Origin of the sequence: Peribacillus asahii (assembly GCF_003570725.1) — a bacterium.
Taxonomy (GTDB): Bacteria; Bacillota; Bacilli; order Bacillales; family DSM-1321; genus Peribacillus; species Peribacillus asahii.
Map to the genome: position 1 here is coordinate 1 of NZ_QWVS01000001.1, position 22,688 is coordinate 22,688.

Annotated in this window: 21 protein-coding genes and 1 other RNA gene; 7 read left to right on the plus strand and 15 right to left on the minus strand. The window is 38.2% G+C overall.

The window, feature by feature from the left end; genetic code table 11:
• Positions 1 to 74: 74 nt before the first annotated feature.
• From D1953_RS00005 to D1953_RS00020, 4 genes are read right to left on the minus strand one after another with little or no spacing between them, the layout of a single operon-like run.
• Positions 75 to 488 (minus strand): DUF350 domain-containing protein, encoded by a 414-nt coding sequence (locus D1953_RS00005; protein WP_119115107.1) that lies wholly within the window; start codon positions 486 to 488, stop codon positions 75 to 77.
• Between the two features lie 2 nt (positions 489 to 490).
• Complete coding sequence (locus tag D1953_RS00010; RefSeq protein WP_119115108.1) at positions 491 to 1,774, minus strand: glutathionylspermidine synthase family protein; 1,284 nt, start codon at positions 1,772 to 1,774, stop codon at positions 491 to 493.
• A complete protein-coding gene (locus D1953_RS00015) occupies positions 1,775 to 2,071 on the minus strand; it encodes a hypothetical protein (RefSeq protein WP_119115109.1) in 297 nt (98 codons plus the stop codon).
• Positions 2,072 to 2,094: 23 nt separating this feature from the next.
• Entirely contained in the window at positions 2,095 to 2,550 is a 456-nt protein-coding gene (locus tag D1953_RS00020) for a hypothetical protein (RefSeq protein WP_119115110.1), read from the minus strand.
• Between the two features lie 308 nt (positions 2,551 to 2,858).
• On the opposite strand from D1953_RS00020, the gene D1953_RS00025 reads away from it, so the two are divergent.
• From D1953_RS00025 to D1953_RS00040, 3 genes are all read left to right on the plus strand, one after another.
• Positions 2,859 to 4,730, plus strand: a complete 1,872-nt coding sequence (locus D1953_RS00025) for an N-acetylmuramoyl-L-alanine amidase (protein ID WP_119115111.1) — start codon at positions 2,859 to 2,861, stop codon at positions 4,728 to 4,730.
• Between the two features lie 304 nt (positions 4,731 to 5,034).
• Positions 5,035 to 5,805 carry a serine/threonine protein kinase gene (locus tag D1953_RS00035; RefSeq protein ID WP_245979789.1) on the plus strand — a complete coding sequence of 257 codons (771 nt, stop codon included), beginning with the start codon at positions 5,035 to 5,037 and terminating at the stop codon, positions 5,803 to 5,805.
• Positions 5,806 to 6,165: 360 nt separating this feature from the next.
• The gene (locus D1953_RS00040) at positions 6,166 to 6,573 is read left to right on the plus strand and encodes an LAGLIDADG family homing endonuclease (RefSeq protein WP_119115112.1); all 408 of its coding nucleotides are present in this window, start codon (positions 6,166 to 6,168) and stop codon (positions 6,571 to 6,573) included.
• Between the two features lie 465 nt (positions 6,574 to 7,038).
• Here the strand turns inward: D1953_RS00040 and ssrA are convergent.
• From ssrA to secG, 5 genes are all read right to left on the minus strand, one after another.
• Positions 7,039 to 7,377: a transfer-messenger RNA gene (gene ssrA, locus D1953_RS00045) on the minus strand.
• 134 nt (positions 7,378 to 7,511) lie between these two features.
• A complete protein-coding gene (gene smpB / locus D1953_RS00050) occupies positions 7,512 to 7,979 on the minus strand; it encodes an SsrA-binding protein SmpB (RefSeq protein WP_119115113.1) in 468 nt (155 codons plus the stop codon).
• 50 nt (positions 7,980 to 8,029) lie between these two features.
• Entirely contained in the window at positions 8,030 to 10,387 is a 2,358-nt protein-coding gene (gene rnr / locus D1953_RS00055) for a ribonuclease R (protein WP_119115114.1), read from the minus strand.
• Positions 10,388 to 10,418: 31 nt separating this feature from the next.
• Positions 10,419 to 11,165, minus strand: coding sequence for an alpha/beta hydrolase (locus tag D1953_RS00060; RefSeq protein WP_119115115.1), 747 nt, complete (start codon positions 11,163 to 11,165; stop codon positions 10,419 to 10,421).
• Between the two features lie 258 nt (positions 11,166 to 11,423).
• Complete coding sequence (secG, locus tag D1953_RS00065; protein ID WP_119115116.1) at positions 11,424 to 11,654, minus strand: preprotein translocase subunit SecG; 231 nt, start codon at positions 11,652 to 11,654, stop codon at positions 11,424 to 11,426.
• Positions 11,655 to 11,855: 201 nt separating this feature from the next.
• Here secG and D1953_RS00070 point away from each other — a divergent pair, with 201 nt between their 5' ends.
• The 4 genes from D1953_RS00070 (at position 11,856) to D1953_RS00085 (ending at position 16,138) form a co-directional block, all read left to right on the plus strand.
• Entirely contained in the window at positions 11,856 to 12,986 is a 1,131-nt protein-coding gene (locus tag D1953_RS00070; protein WP_119115117.1) for an RNA-guided endonuclease InsQ/TnpB family protein, read from the plus strand.
• Between the two features lie 163 nt (positions 12,987 to 13,149).
• The gene (locus D1953_RS00075) at positions 13,150 to 13,698 is read left to right on the plus strand and encodes a hypothetical protein (protein ID WP_119115118.1); all 549 of its coding nucleotides are present in this window, start codon (positions 13,150 to 13,152) and stop codon (positions 13,696 to 13,698) included.
• Between the two features lie 23 nt (positions 13,699 to 13,721).
• Entirely contained in the window at positions 13,722 to 14,528 is an 807-nt protein-coding gene (locus D1953_RS00080) for a M15 family metallopeptidase (RefSeq protein WP_119115119.1), read from the plus strand.
• 158 nt (positions 14,529 to 14,686) lie between these two features.
• Positions 14,687 to 16,138, plus strand: coding sequence for a DHA2 family efflux MFS transporter permease subunit (locus D1953_RS00085; RefSeq protein ID WP_119115120.1), 1,452 nt, complete (start codon positions 14,687 to 14,689; stop codon positions 16,136 to 16,138).
• Between the two features lie 50 nt (positions 16,139 to 16,188).
• Here the strand turns inward: D1953_RS00085 and D1953_RS00090 are convergent, their stop codons facing one another.
• From D1953_RS00090 to D1953_RS00115, 6 genes are all read right to left on the minus strand, one after another.
• Positions 16,189 to 16,830, minus strand: a complete 642-nt coding sequence (locus D1953_RS00090; RefSeq protein ID WP_119115121.1) for a FusB/FusC family EF-G-binding protein — start codon at positions 16,828 to 16,830, stop codon at positions 16,189 to 16,191.
• A 242-nt stretch (positions 16,831 to 17,072) separates the two neighbouring features.
• Complete coding sequence (locus D1953_RS00095) at positions 17,073 to 17,336, minus strand: CD3324 family protein (protein ID WP_119115122.1); 264 nt, start codon at positions 17,334 to 17,336, stop codon at positions 17,073 to 17,075.
• 330 nt (positions 17,337 to 17,666) lie between these two features.
• A complete protein-coding gene (gene eno, locus D1953_RS00100; RefSeq protein WP_119115123.1) occupies positions 17,667 to 18,962 on the minus strand; it encodes a phosphopyruvate hydratase in 1,296 nt (431 codons plus the stop codon).
• 27 nt (positions 18,963 to 18,989) lie between these two features.
• Positions 18,990 to 20,525, minus strand: coding sequence for a 2,3-bisphosphoglycerate-independent phosphoglycerate mutase (gene gpmI / locus D1953_RS00105; RefSeq protein WP_119115124.1), 1,536 nt, complete (start codon positions 20,523 to 20,525; stop codon positions 18,990 to 18,992).
• A complete protein-coding gene (gene tpiA / locus D1953_RS00110; protein ID WP_119115125.1) occupies positions 20,518 to 21,279 on the minus strand; it encodes a triose-phosphate isomerase in 762 nt (253 codons plus the stop codon). The genes gpmI and tpiA overlap by 8 nt, the downstream gene beginning before the upstream one ends.
• A 33-nt stretch (positions 21,280 to 21,312) precedes the next feature.
• A complete protein-coding gene (locus D1953_RS00115; protein WP_119115126.1) occupies positions 21,313 to 22,497 on the minus strand; it encodes a phosphoglycerate kinase in 1,185 nt (394 codons plus the stop codon).
• Positions 22,498 to 22,688 lie beyond the last annotated feature (191 nt).

Sequence of the window (22,688 nt, forward strand, 5' to 3'; positions counted from 1 at the left end):
TAGATAGTTGCCATGCCTGGCACACTAAGAAAAGACGGCTCATTGTCCTTTTGAGCCGTCTTTTACTTCTCCCATTAATATGTCAAGCTTCCCGCTACAATTAACCCCACTGTAATGCCGACTGCAAATAAGCTAAAACCGACTGCTGTATTTCCTTCCTCTACCTTTTTTGCTAGATTTGTTTTCGGTGTTAAAATATATTCAATAATTAAATAAGCTACCACTTGTGTCACGATTCCAACCAAGCCCCATAAAAAAGCATCCACTAAATTCACACTGCTTCCCCACACTGTATAGAGCGTAATCCCTAAACCAATGACTTTTCCCCATAGCTTTAAAGCAACCGCAAGATTCCCTTCTTTAATTAATTGCCATTCTGAAAACTTCGTCGTCAGCGCAAATGCGATTAATCCAAGTACAATTAAAACAAATCCTGTCCCCACATAAGCTAAAAAATTTAAAAAGCTATCCGAAGATATAAAATCCATCTCTATTTCTCCTCCTCTTTATCTAAGCCGATTGGCAAGAAATATGATTCATTATCTGTAATCTGTCTACCAGCACGAATGCCAATCGAACTGGCTTGACCATTTATATAGAAACACCCGTACATATAATGTACTTGCCTCTCGCCTTGTTCTGTTTGCACAACTGTTTTAGGGAGCTCGATAAACTGTTGATAAACCGGCACTGAATCTTTATATGTTTTATGCTGATCTTCGTCTACCTTTTGACCCGTGCCTCCATAAATTTCAACCGTATCTCCTTCACGGCCGAAAGCAGGTTTTTTGACATAGTTCATCTTTTGCTGCCAAAACCAATCCTCCTCCATATAAGTAGGCAAAAAATAGGTAGAAATCCATTGATGTTCTTCCTCTGTATAAAAAGAATGCCTTACTTCATGTAATCCCCAAATAAGAGCCATAATAGCTTTTGATTGCAACAAAAAAGCCGAAGGGGGATTGATAACAGCCAACTCTTTTTCTTCCACAAGCTTCATTAAAAGTTGTCCTACTTTTTCTTTCGTTAAAGGGTCTTCATCTTCGATTAGATGTTCAAGTGGATACGTCTGACGATACAATACATCTACTTTTTCACCTTGGTCATCGTACAGTCCGCGCTCTACTACAACTTCTCCATTCTCCTTGATTGCTTCCGGTACAACTCTTAATCGATCAAGACTTGTAAAATGGCTATTAAAGCCACTCAATTGCTGTAAATACATAGTTGTTAAACGGTCTTCTGTGTGATCTCCATGGGAAGCAAAAACAATATGAGGAGCTTTTCTTTTTCCAAAAGAGCCAACAGCTGCTTTAATAGCCTTCTGAAGCGCTTCTCGAAGCTTATCCTCACACGCCTCATTCGGATTTTTAAGATGAAACGCTTTGCACACTTTTTCATTTATATTAAATGTCTCCATAATAAAAGTCGGTGTATCCGCATTCATCTCAAGTAGCTTTATATCCTGTTCTGTCACCACTAGATCAAGGCGGGCGATAACACTTTCAAAAGGAAGGGTCTGTAAACGAATATATGTAAAAGATTCAGGGGGAAATCCAAGTTGAAGAAATGTCTCATCATCTAAATTCCTTAGCAATGGAGCCGTTTTATAAAAAATATGACCGATTCGCTCCGCCGCTGTTCGGATGCGTCCAATCGTTTCTGATGTTTCCTTTTTCACATCCCACAAAGCGTATTCCATACCATATAAATCAGACCAAAATCCGTCGATTTGTTCATAAAACTGCTTCCTTTCATCACGAAACGTACTCATTTACCCTCCAAATCCACCTTTTGTTCCACTTCCAATGCCTGACTTTACATAGGACTGATAAGAAGAACTTGTTTTTAATGCTTTTTTATTTGAATAAACAGTCCCGTTGTGATAGTAGCCACCTGAGTGCGAGGAACTATCGTCATCACAGTAATACGTTCCCGTCTTCTTATCCCAGTCCCAATCATCACAATCATATCCAGTCGGTTCAGGCGGACGATCTTCCCCGCAAGCAGTTAAAGAAGCAGCAAGCGCCGCGGTTAATACTCCTGCCATCATTTTCTTTGTTTTCTTCAATTTCTATACTCCTCTCCTCATGTTCACATCGTATAACCAGTTGGTGTTACATATAACACATACACTTTCCGATCTTCATCAATTTCTGCTGAATCTCGCTCCCATTCCTTACCGTACTCATATGTATATACACTGCCAATTACGCTTAACACATTTAAGTGGTTCATCATATATTTAGACGCAATAAGCGGATGGTTCTTCTCTGCGTTCAACTCACGAACTTCAAGCTTAATCCCCTGTGTCGAATCCTCCTCTTTTTCTATTAGTCCTTCTTCATACACTTCCACATAAATGACAAACAAATCATTTTCGATGGCGGAGGAAAGCTGTTTATATGTGATCCCTTCTTTAACGAAAAATTCACATTCTCTTCTCGCCAAAATTTGTTCTAAGTCAATACCTGGATAATGATAAATCGGGATAAATTGCTCAAGCCCCTTTTGCAGCCGATACTCCAAAATAACAGATTGAAACTCCATGCAACTCCCCTCCTCCTATGTATCTACCTTGCGTTTTGTTCATAATTCGATTTTTATTGTACTGGAATATTCACATAATCAATATGAGAAATACTATCTATTTTTTGTAAAATACCCGCGAAACAATATCGTAAAAATAATATATTTAAATTTTAATATAATCGTAATATTAGTCACAAAATCATTTAAACCCTAATATTCCCTTGGTTTAGTTAATATTTCGTAGTCAATTTGTCATAATCTTAATATGTTAATATACTCGTTGGAGAATATTATTCTCTCAAATATTACAAAGTTAGGAGGACATCATGACAAACTGCACAAAAATTCTCACCTGCGTACTCACTTTCATGTTGGTTTGTTCAGGCTTTCCCGTACTAAGCCACGCAGAAACCATTCAGAGCAGTTCTGATAAGGCCATCGTCTTGTCGGAAAATGAAGAACTGGTCCCAGTTTTAAAAGAAGAGACAGCAAACAGTGAGATTTTAACTTCTATCCCAAATCAATCAGAAGTTTATGTACTACATACAGGAACGAGCTATACATACATAAGCTTTACCGATCCACTCACGGATAAGGAAATAACGGGGTATATCCAAAATTCATTGATTTCTGTACCCGAGACAGCGGATCCAGATTCAATAAACACAAAAATGAATGAGGAATCTTTAGACAGTGCTCTTGAAGAAACACGTACACCTAATGAAACAACTAGTTCGGAAACAAAAACAAAAGCACTAGCAGCCGAACAGCAAACAGAAAGCGAAGTCATAGCCGAACAGGTACCATCGTCAAGCGAATCGGAGACGATTGAAGCTCCAGCTCCAACGATGCGCGGATTAGTTGTACAAGATTCTACAAATGTATACGCACAAGCGGAGGGCAATGCCGATGTACTGAAAAGCTACCCAGAAGGAAGTATCTTAAAATATGCATCATTCAATGATGATTGGTACATTTGTAAGGTTTATGTAAATGGTGTCGCTACGACATCTTTCATCAACAAAGAGGATGTAGAAACAATCGATTCTGAACAGATGACTTTAACAGGAATTGCAAATGACGAGCTTTCCGTTTATTCAAAAGCCACAACAAATTCAAACGTCTTAAAGTCTTATGTTCAAGGTTCTGTTTTAAAATATAAAACATTCTCTTCCGAATGGTATGAAGCAACGATTTATTCCTCTGGTAAAGCTGTTAAAGGGTATATCAGTACAACAGATGTAGAAGACAGTGTTACACCGCAGGAATCACTAAGTGGTGTTACACCAACTAAAGTATCTGTATATGCAAAAGCTTCTACTAGTTCTAAAAAGTTAAAATCCTATTCTTCAGGTACCACTTTAAAATATAAAACCTTCACTTCCGAATGGTATGTAGCCACTGTTTATGTAAGTGGTATCGCTACTAAAGGTTATATTAAAAAAAGTGATATGGAAGCAAAAGGAACAACGTATTATGTATACGGAGCATCTTCCTTAAACATTCGTGAGGGTGCAGGCACAAACTACGACATAGTAACAGCCGTCAGAAAAGGACAAGCCGTGACCTTATTCGAAACAAAAGGAAACTGGGGTAGAATCGAAACGAGTTCCGGTATTACGGGCTGGGCGTCCCTATCCTATTTAACCAAAACTAAGCCTTCTCAAGGATTAGAGGATCGAGTCATTGTCATTGATGCAGGCCACGGAGGAAAAGATCCAGGAGCCTATTATATTGAAAAGAATCTAACCCTTCAAACGGCGAAACAGCTTCAAACCTTGCTGAAAAAAGCAGGAGCAAAAGTAGTTATGACGCGTTCAACTGATACGTACTTAACACTTGCTCAACGAGTAGCTGTTAGTCATAACAATAAAGCAGATGCATTTGTTAGCCTTCATTACAATTCAAGCTCCAGCTCAAGTGCAAAAGGAATTGAAACTTTCTATTGGGCAACAAATGTTAACGAGAAAACGCTTGCTCAATATGTTCAGGCTGAAGTCGTTAAACAAACAGGCTTAAGTAACCGAGGTGTAAGGACAGGTAACTTCCATGTTATCCGTGAAAATAAAAAACCTGCTATATTAGTAGAGTTAGGCTTCCTTTCTAATACAACAGAAAGAAACAAGGTTTCTACAGAAGCCTACCAATACAAATCAGCAGTTGGAATTTATAAAGGTCTTGAAAAATACTTTGATTAATCCCCTCAATAGGGGATTTTTTTATTCACAAAATAGAGAGTTACTTATTGTTGCAATGAATAAATGACCTTTCTATACTTGGTAACTAAAGGAGGCGATTCTTATTTTAAGAAAAATCATTAAATCACTCTTAAATAGCGGAAGCAGCTCTAAACATAAAAGATATTATTCAAGCAGCTCTCGTAGAAAGCATTATTCAAGTAAACAAAGTTATTATGGTCATAAGCATTACAAAAAAGGACATAAAAAAGGCTTTTTCGGTTCTCGCAGCTTTTCAAGCAGTTAATCATGAGGGGTTATTAAGATGATTCTTCAACACCTTTATGAAATCAAATACAATCGATTATTTATCGACCACATCAACCAAAGTAATAAGTACAAATTTTTAGACACCTTAGGGATTGGATCCTTTGGAGTTGCTTATTTACTTCAGCATAAGCTCACTAATAAGAAGTATGTTTTAAAACGACTGCGTGCTAAGCATAAAAATAAAGCCTCAACAAAATATAACTTTCAGCAAGAAATTGCGTTTCTCCAAAAGGAAATGCATCCGAACTTGCCTACTGTCAAAGAGGAGGGCTTTGTTAAAGGCCTTCCATTTTATATGATGGATTTTATTGAAGGTCATACGTTTGAACATCTTATTTTTAATAAGGGACAAACATTCTCCGTCCATGAATCATTAACACTCGTCAAACAATTATTTGAAATTGTACTAACGATTCATGATCACGGAATTGTTCATCGCGATTTACGTATCCCAAACATCCTCCTTCATCACAATAAACTATATGTCATTGATTTTGGCTTAGCTTGTTATATGAAAGAGAGTACAAACATCGATACGATAAAAAATCCGAAAAAAGCGGAAAATTATATTATCGACCTTTACTATATCGGACATTTCTTACTCTATTTACTATATTCTAATTACACACCTCACGACAAAAAGGAACGATGCTGGCAGGAAGAACTGCAGTTACCTCTCTATATACAGCATTACATAGAACGTTTGCTTCTAATCAAACGAGCATTCCCGGATACTCGGACAGCTTATGAAGCACTTCCACTGTAAAGAGGGCCCATAACTTTGAAGCGGGCCCTCTTATCAATGATTTTTTAGTTTTATCTATTGAACTATAGGACTTGAATGATATCCTGATTTTGGCTGGCTACACCTTGATTAAAGTGCAGCTTTGTTTGAAAGCGATAAGATACTTCATCTAAAGAATAATTTAAAAATAGAAGCTAAAGTCATCAAGATTTCTACAAAAAATTCCACCTACCTTCTTTTTCTCCTCGAAATTTTGACATAGAAATCTTGAGGTTATGTGCAAACCTAACTTTTCCAAATAGTTGAAATTATAGTGTAGTTTCAATACAATAGATACAAACATACATTCTTTTTTTATTAAATTGAAGGGAGGAATATAACATAGAGAAGTGGGAAGCAGCATATATAGCAGGAATTATAGATGGAGAGGGTTCCATTACATTGACTAGAATGCATGAAGGTGAACACCGCCGGCCATGTATTACAGTTGCTTCAACTGACAAAGAACTATTAATTTATCTCCAATCTTTAACCGGCGGTACAATTAATAATAAAAAGAATTACAAGCCCGACCGGCATAAAGATTCCTTTACATTAACTATAAAAAAGAAAGAAAATGTCATGTTTATTTTAAAACATATTTCTCCCTATTTAAGAGTCGATAAAAAGAGAAAACGCTCCTTATGGATATTAGAACACTATGAAAAGGTAACTCTGAGGAATGGAAAATACAGTCCAGAATTATTAAGAGCTAAACTATCATTTGAGGAGTTATTCTTTCAAATATAATGTAAAATCTGGGCTATAGTTTTTTGAAACTATGCGATAAAGTGAAGGGGAATCACCTCCCGCCTTCATATTCCTTGGTTCTTCAAAACATTGAAGTGGGTTGTTAATTTATCATTAAGTAAATGCAAGATAAAAAGGACAAAATAAAAACCACCAAATATGTATTTGGTGGAGACGGTGGGACGTGCTATTCCATGCTTTCGTCATGGCACTGACTATATCTTGAACCTGTAATTAATTATTCAGGTCCTCTGGCGTATTATGCGAAATATAAATTTACTAAATAGAAGTAGTATTCCGCATCCTAGTACTACCATTTTCAAATGGCAGCCTATAAGTCGATACACGGCTGTTGGATTGCTCCACATACCGCTCGGCATTGCCTTATCGCAATAAATGCGAGGTAGGTTTCACCGATAAAGCCAGATTTTCACTTGCATGTTACCATACAAGGCGACTATTTACTAATCGAACCCACGTCCAGACATAACGGTACTTAAGCTTCTACGAGTGTAGTCGACATATTCATGTTTCGCTTACTCATTTGCCTGTCGACAGGCGTTTGAGCAGCTAGTCTGATTGTTCTCTTCCTTCATCCTCAGACGGTGGAATCCGGCGTAGCCCACTTAGAGTGAGTCCCTGACCCTACCACATGGGCAATGGAGGGAGGAACAGCTATCGACTGTTATTAAGCAGCGAAAGCTAAGTTGTTTTGTTGTTTGCCAGTTATAGGCTTTGACGTTTTAACGAGGCCGATCCCCTCGACTCGCAACCTAAGCTCGAACTATCCCTGTCGAATCCGTAACGTCCCCAGTATAAGAATGGAGCGTACGAGAATGAATAGCCAGCATCGTTTGCTGTTATTCAGTTGTCATCGTTACAAGAATAATTATAGCATGTTTCTTCAAAAAATCAATTGTAAGTTATTGTAAAAAAACCTACATCTTTTGACGTTCACGGAAAGCTCGTTCAATATCACGTTTTGCTTCTTTTTTCTTCAAGTCATCACGCTTATCGTATTGCTTCTTCCCTTTACCAAGCCCAATTAATACTTTTGCAAAACCATTTTTTAAATATAACTTTAACGGAACAATCGTATAACCTGTTTCTTTCGTTTCACCAATTAGTTTATTAATTTCCTTCCGATGAAGCAATAGCTTTCTCGTTCTTAGTGGATCATGATTATAACGATTTCCTTGCTCATACGGACTAACATGCATATTATGCAAATATAATTCCCCACGTTCAATTTTCGCAAACGAATCCTTTAAATTCGCTTTTCCTGCTCGAATCGATTTAATTTCTGTTCCTTGAAGCACAATACCCGCTTCAAATGTATCTTCAATAAAATAATCATGGTACGCTTTTTTATTTTGTGCTAATTGTTTGCCCATTCCCTTTGGCATCTTACTCTCCCCTTCTTTAGAGAGGATGATGACTCATCCTCTCTCGTACATTATCTCTTTTTTGGCTTTTTCTTGCGCTTAGCAGACGGCGCATTTTCATAAAACTTTTTCTTCTTTTTCGGTTTTCGTTCAGACGAGGAACGTTCAGAGTTTCGACCTTGACGTCCTTCATCACGACCATTTCTTCCACCGCGACCGCGCTTTTTCTCTCCTGCATTTGCCTTAAATACGCGTCTTTCACCAGAAGAGGGACGTGGACGACTCACTTTCATACCGATGATTTCAAAATCAACTGCACGCTCTTCTTTATTTACATTGCTAACCCGAATAGAGATCTCATCACCAATTCGGAACACTTTTCCTGTTCGTTCTCCTACCATCGCTAGTTGACGTTCGTCAAAGCGATAATAATCATCCGTCATATAGCTTACATGAACAAGTCCTTCAATGGTATTTGGTAACTCCACAAACATACCAAAATTCGTAACAGAGCTAATAATACCATCATACTCTTCGCCAATTTTATCAAGCATATATTCTGCTTTTTTCAGCTCATCCGTTTCGCGCTCAGCATCTACAGCGCGACGCTCCCGCTTAGATGTATGATCTGCAATATCCGGCAGCAGGGCGTTCCATTTTTCTTGTGTAGCAGGATCCAATTTGCCTTCAATTAAATACGTGCGAATAAGACGGTGCACAATTAAATCTGGATAACGGCGAATTGGGGATGTGAAATGTGTATAAAATTCCGTAGAAAGACCAAAGTGACCTAAGCTTTCCGGATCATATTTCGCTTGCTGCATTGAACGAAGCATGACAGTAGAAATAACCATTTCTTCCGGCTTACCTTCTACCGCTTCAATAATTTCTTGTAAAGCACGTGGATGCACTTCATTCGCTGATCCACGAACAAGGTAACCAAAGTTTGTAATGAATTCGAAGAAGCGTTGTAACTTCTCTGGCTTTGGATCTTCATGAATTCGATAAATAAACGGAACATCTAACCAGTGGAAATGTTCTGCTACTGTCTCATTCGCTACTAACATAAACTCTTCGATTAATCGTTCTGCCACAGAACGTTCGCGTAGAACAACGTCCGATGGATGCCCTTCTTCATCAACAAGCACTTTTGCTTCTTTAAAATCAAAGTCAATGGCTCCGCGATTCATCCGTTTACGACGAAGAATCTCAGCCAACTTCTCCATTTCCTGGAACATTGGAATAATCGGCTCATAACGCGCAAGCAATTCTTCATCTTGATCTAATAAAATTTTATTCACATCGCTATACGTCATTCGTTCTGTCGTTTTAATGACACTTTCAAAAATTTCGTGCTGTACGACTTCCCCTTCAGGTGTAATTTCCATTTCACATGATAAAGTAAAACGATCGACTTTTGGATTCAAAGAACAAATCCCATTTGATAAACGATGTGGAATCATCGGAATCACTCGGTCTACTAAATAAACACTTGTCCCTCTTTCTAACGCTTCTCGATCAATAGGTGAACCTTCTGTTACATAATGACTAACATCGGCAATATGAACGCCAAGCTTGTAATTGCCATTATCGAGCTTCGTAACCGTAACGGCATCATCCAAATCTTTCGCATCAGCACCATCAATCGTTACAATCACGTCATTTCGTAAATCACGGCGATTGCCGATTTCACTTTCCGCAATAGTATCTGGCACAGCATTCGCTTGGTCCATCACTTCCTGAGGAAACTCTAATGGCAAACCATGCTTATGAATCACAGATAAAATGTCCACACCTGGGTCATTTTTATGGCCAAGAATTTGAATAACTTCTCCTTCTGCACTTGTACGCCCTTCAGGATAAGAAGTTAATTTCACAACTACTTTATGTCCCTCAATCGCGCCGCCATTTGCTTGTTTTGGAATAAAGATATCGCTCGCAATCTTTTTATCATCTGGGATGACAAATCCAAAATGTTTGCTTTCAGAATACGTACCGACAATCTCCGTTACGCCCCGTTCAAGAATTCGAATCACGGTTCCTTCTCGTCTTGAACCACTTGTTTCCGTAGAAACTCGAACCATAACAGTATCGCCGTGCATCGCACTCTTTGTTTCATTTGGTGGAATGAAAATATCATCTGCTCCCGGCTCATCTTCAGGTGTAACAAAAGCAAACCCCTTCGCGTGCCCAGATAGCTTCCCACGAATTAAATTCATTTTTTGCGGCAAGCCATATCGATTGCTTCTCGTCCGAATGACAAGACCCTTTTCTTCCATTTTGACAAGCGCCTTCACAAAGTTCTTAAAATCTGCTGAATCTTCAATCCCTAGAGCTTCTTCTAGCTCTTGAACAGTTAACGGCTTATATGCCTCTTCTTTCATATAAGATAAAAGCCGTTCGATATGTTGATCGATTTGTTCTTCCATATTCAAAACCCTCCTTACATTAGGGTATATTTTACTCATTCCAATCTAAACTTTCTAAAAATGAAAAGACATCCTCATGCAATTGTGTACGTTCCTTATCTAGCGTAATAACATGGCCTGATTCCTCATACCACTTTAGTTCTTTCATCGAAGATTGTACAGAATCGTAGATAATATTGGCACTATCTATATTAATCATCGCATCATGCCGCCCTTGGACAACAAAAGTTGGCGCATAAATATGATCCACATGATTCCGCACATCCTTAATTAATTGCTGCAACGCTTGTAACGTATTCATCGGTGTTTCTACAAACTTCTTCATTTCTAATTCGATTTGCTCAGGTTCTTTTCCCTCATGTTTTTTAAAATTACGAGCGTATTGTAAAACACCTTCATACATGATTTCTTCGCTTTTTATATACATTGGTGCACACATTGTTACAATACCCTTAATAGGGACAGTATATCCTAATTTAAGAGAAAATACGCCTCCGAGAGACAGCCCTGCTACAGCAATTTCCTCATGACCTTTCTGTTTCAAAAAATCATAGCCCGCTATTACATCTTTCCACCAATCTGCAGGACCTGTTGTGACTAACTCCTCTGGTGGGACACCGTGACCTTTATAGTGCGGTGCGTGACAAGTATAGCCTCGTTGCTCTAAAAAACGGCCAAGCATTCGAACATCAGATGAATTCCCAGTGAATCCATGCAGCAATAATACAGCACGTTTCCCGCCTTCAAATGTAAAGGGCTGCGGCAATCTAATCTTCATTCCAAAAACTCCTTTTACACGAAACGTTTATATCTCTTCATAAATAGGGAAAAATATTCTTACCCTACTAAATTTTTCATTTACTACTTCTCAACTATACCTGTTAAAGTCATAAAAGTGCAAGGCGAGTGTCTCCTAGCTGAAACTAGACACCAAAAAGGAACGAAACTTTATACATTTAGCTATAACAAAGCTTATACTTTAAAAAAGAACATAGAAAAAAGCCTAGCTCATTAGCTAGACTTCTTTAATATTCGTTTATTCAAAATAAGCGATTAGCAACGTTAGAGCAAAGAAAATAATAGCTAATACAATTGTCGCTCTATGTAGAACTAAATCTAAGCCACGCGCTTTTTGTTTACCGAATAATTGTTCTGCACCACCGGAAATGGCGCCAGATAGACCTGCGCTTTTTCCTGACTGCAGTAATACACAAGCAATCAATGCGATACAAACGATTACTAAAAGTGTCACTAATAAAGCATGCATGCATGAACACCTCCAAGACATTACTTTTACTTTACCATATTCACACGAAAAGCGAAAGCACCTTGGGCAGCCTGTAAAGAAAATAGGAAGAGGCCCGGAATTTTATAGGTTTCTCGTAAAAAAGGAGAATCGTCATTTCTTTTCTAACTAAACTTTGAGATAATTTTTATAAATGTGTAGAAAGAGGGAAAAAACATAAGGATGCTATTAGCGAAAAAGGTTAGGTTAAAACCAACTAAAGCACAAGAACAGCAATTATGGAAATCAGTTGGCACTGCTCGGTGGACCTATAATTGGACATTAAATAGACAACAAGAAAATTATAAACAAGGTGGGACATTCATTTCCAACAACGATTTGCGAAAAGAAATTACTCAACTCAAACAAACAGAAGAATTTAAATGGTTGTCAGATGTATCAAATAATGTTGCCAAACAAGCAGTCAAAGATGCTTGCGATGCCTATAAAAAGTTTTTTAAAGGTTTATCTAAAAAGCCTAAGTTTAAGAGTCGAAAGAAATCAAAACTATCTTTTTACAACGATACCAACAAGTTAAAAGTAAAAGAGAATTTGGTCTTAATTGAAAAAGTAGGATGGGTTCGAACTAGAGAACAAATCCCTATGAACATGAAATATACTAATCCACGCATTAGTTTTGATAATAAGTATTGGTATATTTCTGTAGGAATTGAACAAGAGTTTAAACAAGGAGAATTGTCCGATAAAATCATTGGTATTGACTTAGGGATTAAAGAATTAGCCGTCTACTCAGATGGTCAAATGATTAAAAAAGTTCAAAACATTAACAAAACACATGTAGTACGCAAGATGGAGAAACGACTTCGTAGGTTGCAACGACAAGTTTCTCGTAAATATGAAATGAATAAGGAGGAAAGCCGTTTCGTCAAAACAAGCAACCTTATAAAAATCGAAAAGCAGATACAACACCTACACAGGCGATTAACTAACATCCGGACGAATCACATTCATCAAGCGACACATGCTATTGCGATAATCAAGCCTAGCAAAGTAGTCATGGAAGATTTGAATGTAAGTAGGATGATGAAAAATCGCCATTTATCCAAAGCATTAGCTAATCAAAAACTTTCTGAATTCATTCGCCAAATGGAATATAAGTGTAAAAAGTATGGTATTGAATTCATTCAAGTAGACCGTTTTTATCCATCATCTAAAACCTGTTCATCATGCGGAATAATGAAGAAAGATTTAAAACTATCTGACCGTATATACTCATGTGAATGTGGATTAGTCATAGATCGGGATGTAAACGCATCTTTGAACTTAGCTAACTTTGGAAAACGAACAGCTTAATCACCTTCAAGATACTGTTTGTGTGTAGGATTCGTTGCATCCGAATTGACGTCTGTGGACTGTCATAACAAACGAAAGTAGCTTCGGCAAAATCGGACAGGAAGAAGCAGAAAGCAAACAAAAGCTTATAGACTTTTATAGGTTTTTGGCAACGGTGTCGTTGATGATACAAAATATATTGCGATTTCTCGATTTTCTAGCTATTATTTTATCTGGTATAGCTAGCTATGCTTTATGGACAAGCGGTAGCAATATCGTCAGCATGTTATTAATCGTCCTTTCCCCTATTTTGCTTTTGCTTGCAAAATATCAAGGAAATCGATTATTGCTGTTTGCAGCCTATGTTACAACAACTGTTTATTTTACAGCTATTATTTACAACGGTTTGTCCAATAGCCCTATTGACTTTTTTCAAGCTGATTTTCGTATATTACTTTTTGGACTCATTGCCGTCGCATTAAGTTTAATTGCCGCTGTTATTGGATTTGGAACAAATACGTTAACGATTCTTTGGCTCTCACTTCAAGGCATCGTCCTATATGAAACATTTAGTCAATTTCCTGCTAACCGTTTTTTAGAGCATTTTTGGTCGGCACCTATTATCGATGCTGTTGTTCGTGATGATTATCCCATTTTATTAATGGTTATTTGGATTGGATTATTCCTTGATAAGTATCAAAAAGAACTACAGCGCGAATATTGGTTTCGATAAGTACAAATGAAGGAGTCTTACTCATGTTAAAACAAGCAATTACAGCAACCGCCCTATCTTCCTTGTTATTCATTTCAGGTTGTTCATTTACACAGCAAGATAATCAACATATTTCTCAAGAAAAAGAACAAAAAGAACCAGTTGTACAACAACAGGAAGAGCGCGAAAAAATACGTGAGGTGGCAATCGACGAATCCGCCAAACCAGCTCAAGCAGGGCTGTACACGTTAGCCGAACCTGAAAATATCGCTGTTCTTGTGAATAAACAATATAGCCTGCCGGAAGAGTATAAACCTGCTGATCTCACTTATCCGAAAGTAGACTTTATTTTTAAAGAAAAAATTGAAAAAAGAATGATGCGAGCGGAAGCAGCAAAGGCTTTAGAAAAAATGTTCAGCGCCGCTAAAAAACAAAACAGACATTTAGCGGGTGTTTCCGCCTATCGTTCTCACGAAACCCAAGTATCACTTTTTAACAACTATGTAAAACGCGACGGCCTGGAGAATGCTAAAACATACAGTGCCCTTCCAGGAACAAGCGAACATGAAACAGGATTGGCTATCGATGTCACAACAATTGATGGGGCCTGTGCCGCGCAAGATTGTTTTGGGGATACGGCAGAGGCAAAATGGCTAGCGAAACATGGACATGAATACGGTTTTATTATCCGCTACCCAGAGGGAAAAGAACATATTACAGGCTATAAATATGAACCTTGGCACTTACGTTATCTTGGCATAGAAGCAGCAACAGAAATTTTTGAAAAAGGTATTACATTAGAAGAATATTATAATGCTGTACCTGTTGATACAGAAACAACAAAAAAATAATATAAAAAGTGCCTAATCCGTTTATTAGGCACTTTTTATGTTATTATCGAGTAGCTTAACATAGGCTAAAAATATTGGAGGAAGTTCATTAGAAAGATAACGAAGGATACACAGTTATTCTTAACTGTTTCATCTATTTTTTTCGAGAGGGGAATATCATGCAAGCACAAACGCAAGAAAAGACTCAACAAGAGCAGAGGCAGTATAGAACCTTTCCGATTTTACTGTCATTTTTAATTGCTGGATTTATCGGTTTATTCAGTGAAACTGCGCTCAACATCGCACTAAACGACTTAATTCAAATTTTCGCCATTCAACCTTCAACTGTTCAATGGTTAACAACAGGCTATTTATTAACACTCGGCATATTAGTTCCTGTATCAGGACTTCTACTTCAATGGTTCACAACGAGACAGCTCTTTATTACATCACTCATTTTCTCCATTATCGGAATGCTTACTGCCGCTCTTGCGCCGAGCTTTGAAGTTTTATTAGTAGCTCGTGTTATTCAAGCCATTGGTACAGCACTGCTTTTGCCTTTAATGTTTAATACGATTTTACTGATTTTCCCGATCCATAAAAGAGGGTCTATTATGGGGCTTATCGGTCTCGTCATTATGTTTGCACCTGCCATCGGTCCAACGATTTCGGGATTGGTTATCGCAAACCTTAGCTGGCACTGGATTTTTTGGCTAGCACTTCCATTCTTTGTTCTTTCCCTTATATGCGGAATTGTGTTTATGGAAAATGTATCAACGATTACAAAACCAAAAATTGATATAGTCTCGATTATCTTATCCACATTTGGCTTCGGCGGAGTCGTGTATGGCTTTAGTGCCTCAGGAGAAGGAGAAGGCTGGGGCAGTTCAAAAGTAATCATTGCTTTACTGGTTGGAGTTATTGCTCTTATTTTGTTTACTATTCGACAATTATCGATGCAGCAACCGATGATGAATTTACGCACCTTTAAATTTCCGATGTTTACATTAGGCGTCATTCTTCTCTTTATTGGGATGATGACCATTCTGTCCTCCATGATTATGCTGCCGCTCTATTTACAAAGCGGGTTGGCGCTATCCGCCTTCGCTGCCGGACTCATTTTACTACCAGGCGGTATTCTCAACGGGTTCATGTCACCTGTTATGGGACGTTTGTTTGACAAATACGGTCCGAAATGGTTAGTTATCCCCGGAATGGTCATTGTAACGATTGTTCTTTGGTTGTTCAGCGGTGTTTCCATGGATACAGCCATTACTCTTATTGTTGCTCTACATATTTTCTTAATGATTGGCGTTTCCATGATTATGATGCCTGCTCAAACAAATGGTTTAAATCAGCTGCCGCCACAGTTTTATCCAGATGGTACTGCCATTATGAATACACTCCAACAAGTAGCAGGAGCAATTGGTACAGCAGTTGCTATAACCATTATGTCAGCTGGTCAAAAAAGCTATATGAGTAACGTGACAAATCCTAATGACCCATTAAATGCTGTTAACTCTTTAAACGCAGGTATTCAAGATGCCTTTGTATTCGCCCTAATCGTCTCCGTGATCGGGCTCATCTGTGCCTTGTTTATTAAACGTGTAAACGTTGAACAAAAAAACTAACTCCCTTCCGAGTTAGTTTTTTTGTTTGGATATCCAGATAACTATATTGCTTAATTCAATCGCTCGATAAAATCATGTAATTTATCTAATGTGATGAGGTTATAATTACATTTCTGACTATCTTCACAAATATAATTCCCTCTTTTAATAAATGTGCCTTGTTCCCCTCCTTTTCCTTTTGCCTCAGACATAAACATTCCTACTTTCTCATGGGCATTACATAATGTGCAAATTCCTTTTTTATTTAAGCTCGTAAAGGTTCCCTGCAGCCCCTTCAGCTTATGATTATGCCGAGCTATTATATACTTTCTATTGGATCCTTTATCATACCAACTTACATATGAAGTTTCCTTTAAATTCACATTTTCTAAGGTAGGAACCTTTAGCTTCTTTGCTTTCGGAAACAATTTCTTTATCGTTTGCTCTGTTATCGTTTGAAAAGGAATCACATACGGTTCCACTTGTAAAAGAAAGACCTCGGCTCCTTCATTATCTTTCACATCCATAATTGGAATGAGCAACTGTTCTTGTTCCTCACTTATCTCTTCAAACAAACCAAATACTTTTTCTTTTGCAAGCGTCTTTAATGTAGTCAAAACATGTATATCATTAGCAGTTGCATGACCATTTATTAAAATCTGCGTTTGCTTGCGAATAAAGTTATACTGGTCACTTCTTATAAACGGCTCCATCTTTATCACTCCTACTTATTAAAAAAATCTCATCTAGCTTTTACTTTAAAAGATTCACTTTTTTTATTCAATGTAGAAAATGAGTAAGAAACAAATTTGGCATATAAGAAAAAAACGACTTATCGCTCATAATGGCGAAAGTCGATGTTTTTTCTTATACTATCATCCGCTTAATCTAAATTCTGATGATAGTACAAAAAGCACTGATTATCTATATAAAAGATCCCCAGTGCTAACCATTCTTATTTAGAATATACAATCTTCTTAATTGTTTCTACGGAGAGACAATATTCCTCAGCTAATTGATCAATCTTTAACCCATTTTGAAATGACTTTCTAATATGAGTGTTTCGATCATCAATCCACTTTCTGCTTCCAGAACGCGTCCCCCATTTCTGATGAGCTGCTTCTGGTTTTGGAATATAAATCGTTGCTCCTTGAACGTATTTTTGAATTTCATTAATAAGCGCTTCCGGTAAAACAGCCGTCGCTTTTACATATTTCATTTCTGCCAGCTCCTTATTTTTTAAAAATGAAAATAAGGTGCAAAGCCATATATTAGAAATGAATCTATGCTTACTTAGGCGATATTCGTTTAATGAAAAGTCCGCCCCATGCAAAGAATCGCCTTCCCAATACTAGGCTTTGCATGAGTCGCTGCAGATTCTGGCAAGCTTATCCTGTTTGCCATTTTCTCCACCTCCTTATAATTCATATTATTATAAAATAAATGACAGTTTCTTGCATCTTGTTTACTTTTATTGAAAAAAACCTCCCATTCATGCGGATTACTCACACATAAATAGGAGGTTTCGAGCCATAAACGCTAGTCAAAATTAGCGTTTGATGTTATAGAAAGATTTCAAACCATCATATACCGCTAAATCACCAAGCTCGTCTTCGATGCGAAGAAGTTGGTTGTATTTTGCGATACGGTCTGTACGTGACATAGAACCTGTTTTAATTTGACCAGCATTTGTTGCAACAGCGATATCAGCGATTGTTGTATCTTCTGATTCACCAGAGCGATGAGAAACAACAGCTGTGTAACCAGCGCGTTTCGCCATTTCAATTGCTTCAAATGTTTCTGTTAATGTACCGATTTGGTTTACTTTGATTAGGATTGCGTTACCTACGCCTTGCTCAATACCTTGAGCTAGTTTTTTCGTATTTGTTACGAATAAGTCATCGCCTACTAATTGAACGCGGTCACCGATGCGCTCTGTTAGTAATTTGTGACCTTCCCAATCATTTTCATCTAAACCGTCTTCGATAGAGATGATTGGGAATTGATTTACTAATTCTTCGTAGAAAGCAATCATTTCTTCAGATGTTAAGCCTGTACGTCCTTCACCAACAAGATCATATTTACCTGTTTCTTTGTTGTAGAACTCAGAAGAAGCAACATCTAGTCCTAAGTAAACATCTTCGCCTGCTTTATAGCCAGCTTTTTCGATTGCTTCGATAATTACTTCAAGCGCTTCACGGTTAGAACCAAGGTTTGGAGCGAATCCACCTTCATCACCAACTGCTGTGTTTAAACCTTTAGAAGCAAGAACTGATTTTAATGCATGGAATACTTCTGCACCCATACGGATTGCTTCTTTAAATGTAGGAGCTCCTGTTGGAAGAATCATAAATTCTTGGAAGTCTACGTTATTATCTGCATGTGATCCACCGTTAATGATGTTCATCATTGGAGTTGGTAATTGCTTCGCATTGAATCCGCCAAGGTAACGGTATAATGGTAGCTCCGCAAATTGAGCAGCTGCATGAGCTGCCGCCATAGATACACCAAGGATGGCATTTGCTCCTAATTTCCCTTTGTTTTCTGTACCGTCTAAAGCAATCATCGCACGGTCGATGCCTACTTGATCTGTTACATCAAAGCCCATAATAGCTTCAGCGATAATTTCATTTACGTTATCAACTGCTTTTTGAACACCTTTTCCAAGGTAACGAGATTTATCTCCGTCACGAAGTTCTACCGCTTCATATTCACCAGTTGAAGCACCTGATGGCACGATTGCACGTCCGAAAAATCCGGATTCTGTTCCTACTTCTACTTCTACTGTTGGGTTTCCACGAGAATCTAATACTTCACGTGCATAGACATGTTGGATATATGGCATAATAAATCTCTCCTTTTTTGTTCGTAATTATATAGTGATTAGGGATTTCCCTGTCATCTCAACAGGTTTTTCAACACCAAGCAAATGTAACATTGTTGGAGCTAAATCACCTAAAATACCATCATTTCTTAATGTTACCTCATTTTTTGTCACAATAATAGGCACTGGATTTGTTGTATGAGCGGTCATTGGATTACCTTGCAGTGTTACCACTTCGTCAGCATTTCCATGGTCAGCTGTAATAATCGCTGTCCCGCCCTTAGATATAATTAAATCAACAACACGACCTAGACATTCATCAACTGCTTCAATAGCTTTTACAGTTGGCTCAAGCATACCAGAATGTCCGACCATATCAGGGTTAGCAAAGTTTAAAATAATCGCATCAAAACGATCTTGTTCAATTTGCTCTACTAATGCATCGGTCACTTCATAAGCACTCATTTCTGGTTTCAAATCGTATGTAGCAACTTTTGGTGAAGCAATCAAAATTCTTTCTTCACCTGGGAATTTATCTTCACGTCCGCCGCTCATAAAAAACGTAACATGTGGATATTTTTCCGTTTCGGCAATACGCAGCTGCGTTAAGCCGTTTTGCGAAAGAACTTCTCCTAATGTATTATCAAGATTTGTTGGCTTAAAAGCAACATATCCATCTACTGTTTCCGAAAAGTGCGTTAAGCAGACGAAATGAAGGTGCTTCGGATGCTTGTCTCCGCGATCAAATGAACGGAAATCTTCATTTGTAAACGTGTTTGAAATTTGGATGGCACGGTCTGGACGGAAATTATAGAAAATAACCGAATCATCATTTTGAATCGTAGCAACCGGCTTGCCTTCTGCATCTGTCACAACGGATGGCAGAACGAACTCATCATAAATTCCATTCTCATAAGAGTCGTTTACACACTCAAGTGCTGATGTATAAGCTGGACCTTCACCATAAACCATAGAGCGGTAAGATTTCTCTACGCGCTCCCAACGCTTATCGCGATCCATAGAATAATAACGTCCAGAAATCGTCGCGAATTGACCTACGCCAATTTCCTTCATTACTGCTTCTGCTGCTTCAATATAGCCTTTTGCTGTTTGTGGACCAACATCGCGGCCATCTAAAAACCCATGAACGTATACATTCTTCAAGCCTTCTTTAGCAGCAAGCTTTAACAACGCATACATATGATCAATATGGCTATGAACACCACCGTCTGAAAGTAACCCCATTAGGTGAAGGCTTGTACCTTTTTCCTTAGCATGATTGATTGCATCAAGGAATGTTTGGTTCTGAGCAAACTCCCCATCCCGAATCGCAATATTCACTCGTGTTAAACTTTGGTACACAATTCGACCTGCACCGATATTTAAATGACCAACTTCTGAATTCCCCATTTGCCCTTCAGGTAAGCCGACCGCTTCCCCGCTTGCTGTTAAATGGGAATGAGGATATTGTCCCCAATAACGATCAAAATTCGGTTTTTTCGCATGAAAAACTGCGTTTCCCTTTTGTTCAGGACGGCATCCAAAGCCGTCCAAAATAATTAACGCAACTGGTGCCTTACTCATAACGTCCCGCCTCCAATAATTGTAAGAAAGAAGCCGTTTTCAAACTTGCTCCACCAACTAACGCACCATCAATATCAGGTTGCGCCATATATTCTTTAATATTCTCTGGCTTCACACTTCCTCCGTATTGAATACGGACTTCTTCCGCTGTTGATTGCGTTGTTTGCTTCGCTACAACCGCACGAATATGAGCACATACTTCATTCGCATCTTCCGCTGATGAAGATTTACCCGTTCCAATCGCCCAAATTGGCTCGTACGCAATCACAGTTTGCTTCACTTGCTCTTCTGTTAATCCTTCAAGAGCTTTTTCAATTTGGCCGCCAACAAAATCAAACGTTTGTCCCGCTTCACGCTGCTCAAGTGTTTCACCGCAGCAAACAATTGGGGCTAGACCATGCTTAAAAGCCGCATGTACCTTTTTATTCACGGCTTCATCTGTTTCATTAAACATCTCACGACGCTCTGAATGACCTAAAATGACATAAGCTACATCGAGATCCGCTAATGCCACAGGACTAATTTCTCCTGTAAAGGCACCGCTTTCTTCAAAATGCATATTTTGAGCACCGATTTTAACATCTGTTTTTTCAGATGCTTGAACGAGCTGACCAAGAAAAAGAGCTGGAGCACAAACAACCGTGTCTACTTCATTAGATGCTGGTACTTGCTGACCAATTTCTTTTACAAAAGATGTTGCTTCTGAAAGCGTTTTGTGCATTTTCCAATTTCCTGCAATAATCGGTTTACGCATTTCCTCCATCCCTTCATTCTATTATATGAGCTTTTATTTATCGTTCAACGCAACAACACCCGGCAATTGTTTCCCTTCCATAAATTCAAGAGATGCACCGCCGCCTGTTGAAATATGCGACATTTTTTCAGCCAAGCCAAACTTTTCAGCTGCAGCTGCCGAATCACCACCGCCAACTACACTATATGTATCATTTGAGTCCGCTAAAGCTTGAGCAACTGTTTTTGTACCATTTGCAAATTTATCAAATTCAAATACACCCATTGGACCGTTCCAAATAACAAGCTTAGATTCTTTAATAATATTCGCATATAGTTCGCTCGTTTTCGGACCGATATCAAGTGCCATTTGGTCTGCTGGGATGCTATCAATGTTCACAGCTGTCGCTTCTACATCTGCAGCGAATCTTGGTGCTACAACAGCATCAATCGGCATATGCATCTTTACACCTTTTGCTTCTGCAGCCGCAATAAAGGATTTGGCCAGTTCGATTTTATCTTCTTCAAGAAGAGATGTACCAATTTCATAGCCTTGTGCTTTAACGAAAGTAAAAGCTAATCCACCACCAATGATTAAATGATCTACTTTTTCAAGCAGGTTTTCAATTACATCAATTTTATCTTTTACTTTTGCTCCACCAATAATCGCTGTGAATGGACGCTCAGGATTCGCTAAGGCATTACCTAATACATCTAATTCTTTTTGCATTAACAAGCCAGAAACAGCTGGCAGATAATGGGCTATTCCTTCTGTTGATGCATGGGCACGGTGGGCTGCTCCAAACGCATCGTTAACATAGACATCTGCTAACTCGGCAAATGCTTTCGCTAACTCCGGATCATTCTTTTCTTCACCAGGATAAAAACGAACATTTTCTAATAATAAAAGCTCGCCTTCTTCTAGCTTATTGACTTCAGCTAATACGGCCTCCCCATATGCTTCGTCCACTTTATGTACTTCTTTATCTAATAATTCACTTAATCGCTTGGCAACTGGTGTTAAACGTAGTTCTTCCACTACTTGACCTTTTGGACGACCAAGATGGCTAGCTAGAATCACTTTTGCCCCTTGTTTGACTAAATAAGAAATCGTTGGCAGCGCTGCTTTAATTCTTGTATCATCTGAAACTTGTCCATCTTGCATCGGAACGTTAAAATCCACTCGGCAAAATACACGTTTCCCTTTCAGTTCTACATCTTTAATCGACTTTTTATTCATAGTGTAAAGAACCTCCTTAAAATTGGTCCGTTTTTTATTTATCTGTCAAAAAGGGAGATGCCGATGAAGCCTGACCCTCCCTGTTCTCTTTTTCAGTATAATCTGTTTGCTTTGTTTTATCCAAAAGCAGGTTATTACGGCTATAACTGCACAACCCTATCTATGATATCATTTTCCGTATTATTTTTTTA